The sequence below is a fragment of the Vibrio sp. 10N.222.46.A1 genome (genome assembly GCF_041473595.1).
Taxonomy (GTDB): Bacteria; Pseudomonadota; Gammaproteobacteria; order Enterobacterales; family Vibrionaceae; genus Vibrio; species Vibrio tasmaniensis_A.
This window is the reverse complement of sequence record NZ_JBFRSN010000471.1, coordinates 1-3,930: the sequence shown is the minus strand read 5'-3', so window position 1 is coordinate 3,930 and position 3,930 is coordinate 1. Positions and strand designations below refer to the sequence as shown.

4 protein-coding genes are annotated in these 3,930 nt (G+C 43.9%); all 4 read right to left on the bottom strand.

The window, feature by feature from the left end; all coding sequences use genetic code 11:
* A partial coding sequence (locus AB4496_RS14180) for an ATP-binding cassette domain-containing protein (protein ID WP_372131195.1) occupies positions 1 to 169 on the bottom strand: 169 nt, incomplete at its 3' end.
* A 5-nt stretch (positions 170 to 174) separates the two neighbouring features.
* Entirely contained in the window at positions 175 to 1,053 is an 879-nt protein-coding gene (locus AB4496_RS14175; RefSeq protein WP_017097984.1) for an ABC transporter permease, read from the bottom strand.
* Positions 1,050 to 2,063 carry an ABC transporter permease gene (locus tag AB4496_RS14170; RefSeq protein ID WP_009846272.1) on the bottom strand — a complete coding sequence of 338 codons (1,014 nt, stop codon included), beginning with the start codon at positions 2,061 to 2,063 and terminating at the stop codon, positions 1,050 to 1,052. Before AB4496_RS14170 ends, AB4496_RS14175 begins: the two co-directional genes overlap by 4 nt.
* Positions 2,056 to 3,591: an ABC transporter substrate-binding protein gene (locus AB4496_RS14165; protein ID WP_102258231.1), complete on the bottom strand. Its 1,536-nt coding sequence runs from the start codon at positions 3,589 to 3,591 to the stop codon at positions 2,056 to 2,058. The genes AB4496_RS14170 and AB4496_RS14165 overlap by 8 nt, the downstream gene beginning before the upstream one ends.
* Positions 3,592 to 3,930: the final 339 nt, after the last annotated feature.

The window sequence follows — 3,930 nt, the reverse complement described above, 5'->3', positions numbered from 1 at the left end:
GTTTTAAGGCATCAGGTAATGTGCCGGCGATAGCTGCCGCGATTAGGCTTTTCCCCGCGCCTGTTTCTCCCAAAATGGTGAGCGGACGCTGCGGATATAAATCTAAACTTAAGCTCTGGACTAAGGTTTGAGTATCAGTTTGAATCGACAGGTTTTCAATTTTTAACATTGCGTTCATGCTGCTACTCCGTTATCCGCTTGTTTGCCTAGTTGGGGTTTTTCTTGTTTAGCTCCCGGTTCATTATGCGTATGGTTTTTTGAGGATTGCGTGTGACGTTTTCCTTGAGCTAATAAATGAAAGCTTAATACCAGAAGAAAAACGGTCAGTACCGGTTGAATCAAAACCCAAGGGGCTTGGTGGTAGTAACGGAATAGTTCAACCATCATTAAGCCGAGTTCAGCTTCTGGCGGCTTGAGCCCAACATGCAGAAAGCCTAAAGACGCGAGTGCCAGTATTGAATTACCCGTACCAAAACAGAACAGGGTGAATAAATCATTTCGGCAATCTGGCCATAAGTGACGCTTGAATATATACCAGTGGTTGAACCCATAAAGCCGAGAGGCTTCTACTGCAGGTGACTGAATGAGTGACAACGTTCGGTTGCGTGACACGCGGAAAAAATCCACCCACAGCATGAGCGATATGGCGATATATAGAATGAGGAATGATCCAGGAACCATTGCCGCAAAAAGTAAAACAAGAATTAAGCCGGGCATGGCGAGTATCATGTTCACGTTGAATGAAAAGATTTTATCCCACCATCCTTGTTTCCAACCAGCGATTACTCCCATTGACGTCCCTAACAACGCAGCGGTAGTAATACTTATTAATGCCATGGAAAGTGAGGTGCTGATGGCGTGGCTTAATCTTGCCAAATTACTGCGTCCAAAATGGTCTCTGCCTAAAGGTTCTTCGACAGAAGGCGTTGTGAATGCAAGGTCTAAATTTTGCTTGGCAATATCACCTTGATAGACAGTCCGTTCTAGCATGACTAGGCATAATAAGGCGGCTAAGATAATCAGACCTAACCATTGCGGCTTTGTTAAATTCATACGATCTTAACCTTCTTTTTTTCGGGTTCTGCTTGTTGTTTATTAGGTGCAAATTTTGAAAATAAAGCAGAGGGTTTATTCGCGCGTTGCCTTGGATCCAATTGGTAGTTAACAAGATCGACTAAGGTATTGATGACCACAAATAGAAGCCCCATCAGCAGAGCAGAACCTTGAATCATTGGTATATCTCTACGGAAAATCGCATGCGCTAACGCGTGACCAATACCCGGCCAAGAGAATAATGACTCGATCATAATGATCCCTTCAATTAACCCGGTTGCTTGAACACCAACAAAAGTAATAACAGGTAAAGCGATGTGTTTATGAGCGTGATGCTGAAAAGCTTGCGCCTCACTGAGTCCTTTTAAACGAGCGAATAAAAAGTGCGGTGCTGTGATGGCATCGTGAGTGGCGTTTCTTATAAGACGACTAGACATTGCAGCCAGCGATAGTGCCAAGGCGAGGGCGGGCAAAATGATAAACTCGACTCGACCAAAGCCTGCCACAGGAAGCCAATTCAGCTGTAACGCAAATATAATCACCAAGGCCAAACCTATTAAAAATACAGGCTGAGCTCTTAAGATGATGGAACCTAATAGCGAGAAATGGTCTGCAAAAGAGTCGGTCCGTTTTCCACAATAAATACCGATTGGGATGGCAATGAGAAGAGAAATGACGGTCGCGACGACTGCCAATAAAATGGAATGCCCGAGCTGGTGGCTGATTTCATCAATGACGGGGGTGCCACTAATCAATGATGTTCCCAAATCAAAATGGAGAAGATCCCATAGCCATTCGAGGTATAGCTGCAAGCCCGAACGATCAAGCCCTAGCTCTTGATAAACCGCTTGTGCCGCATCCGCATCCACATAATCATACCCATAGCGACCCGCTGCAATTCGAAAAGCAAAGTCGCCGGGTAACAAGCGCATTAAAATGAAAGTGAGTGTTCCGATACTCCAAGCCACAAAGCCGGCTTGGAGTACTCTTCGGATTAAGATATTAATCATTAATCGTCATCTCTGAGATGCGATAGTTGATTTCAAATGGGTCAAATGAGAAGTGGTTAACACGTTCATTCACCGCGACTAATTGAGTGTAGAAAGTCACAGGAATCAGCGGCATTTCTTCCGCTAATATGGATGAAGCCTCTTGAGTCATTAGATTATATTGCTCTTGGTTTGGTTCAACCGATAGACGTTGAAGTAAGCTGCTGAACTCATCAGAAGACCAGTTCATTGGTCCCCAGTCACTGCCTTTATGGCTAGCAAAATCTCGCATCAGTAAGGCTAGGGGATCCGCCGTAGTGCCAAAATTACGCGCCACGAGCGCCATTTCTAATGTGCCGTCTTTGTGCTTTGATGGAATTGCACTTGAGTTATCGATAGAAACATTCACTTGAATGCCGACTTCTTTAAGCTGAGCTTGAATCGCGGTAGCTACGATAGGCAGCTCTGGTCTGTCTGAGTAGGTAGTTAAAGTAATATCGAATGTTTTGCCTTCTCGCGAAAGGAGACCTTCCTCATTTTCCTGCCAACCTTGCCCTGCAAGTAATGTTTTCGCTTGGTCGATATTGCGCTGAGTTTGCTCAAGGTTATTGATGTGCCATGCGCCAAGAGAAGGGGCAAACAGTTGATAGGCTTCAGAGCCTGGAACGCGGACAATTTGTTTTGAAATACCCGTTCGGTCCAAAGCTAGACTGATAGCTTGACGCACATCTGAATGATTCAAAAGTGGGTGTTCATTATTCAACTTAATTAGGATCGTTCTTGGGATGGACTCCATCACCAATTCAACATTCTTTGCTGACTCAAGCAGGTCGATACTGGCTGGGTCGAGTGTGTAAACCAGATCGGCTTGACCGGTTTGTGCTAACAAAGCACGGCTTTCAGAGCGATGACCTGCAAGGTAGTGAACATGTTCAATCGAGGCTTTTGTGCCCCAGTAGTCAGCATTTTTGACAACATGCGCTTTATGAGGAGCTTGTAACTCTTGGATTTTATAAGGACCTGTACCACTCAGTTGTGCAACATTTCCTTGTTGATCAAACGAACTTGGTGCTGCAATCGCTGCTGTGTAATGAGCTAACACTGCCAGCAATGGTCGATAAGGTTGAGATAGTTCTATCACTAGAAGGTTGTCTGAAGCTGATACCTCTTTGATAGGTACACGCTTTAATACGCCAGGTTTTTTTAAAGCGTGAGAAAGAGAAGTTTGAACAGCTTGCGCGGTAAGCGGGGAGCCATCGTGGAACACAACGTCTGGGCGCAATGTGAATTCCCAGCGTAAATTGTTTGCGTTAGTTGTCCATTCTTTCGCTAATAAAGGGGTGACGTTGCCTGACTTATCGATAGCAGTAAGCGCTTCAACGACTTGTAACCGTGTAAATAAATAGCCGTTTTTAGATAAATCTTGGTCGGTAAATTCAAAGGGGCCAGAAATGTTTAGCGTTGTTGGTTGTGTTTCTTTTGATGGTAAAAATATCCATATGAGTAGTGCACTGATGGAAAGTAACGCCAGTGCGGCAAGCTTTTTCATGCTTTTGTCCTAGTTATGAGTAATTATTTGCGATGTTATAACATAACAATTGCGTGTTGTTAATGATAATAGTTGCTAATTGGCTCGGTTTTTTATCGGACGTGAGTATGAAAAAAGCCCCACTTAAATCAGTGAGGCTCTAATTTTTGTATGCGGTTCTGATTCTAACAGGCTTTATTGGACGGTATCAGTCAGCTGTAAAAGCTGTTTGAGTGACAGTCACTATGCCCTGTTTAAAATAAGCTTGGCTCCATTGGTGAGCCTAGATCTGTTTAGGTCAATGCGCTTGAGTTAATATCGGGATACTAAGCATTAAGCATTAAGCATTAAATATTAAAC

What these genes read in the sequence shown, in the direction of transcription:
- AB4496_RS14165 (WP_102258231.1), bottom strand. Translation starts at nt 3,591, where the DNA reads ATGAAAAAGCTTGCCGCACTGGCGTTACTTTCCATCAGTGCACTACTC.
- AB4496_RS14175 (WP_017097984.1), bottom strand. Translation starts at nt 1,053, where the DNA reads ATGAATTTAACAAAGCCGCAATGGTTAGGTCTGATTATCTTAGCCGCC.
- AB4496_RS14170 (WP_009846272.1), bottom strand. Translation starts at nt 2,063, where the DNA reads ATGATTAATATCTTAATCCGAAGAGTACTCCAAGCCGGCTTTGTGGCT.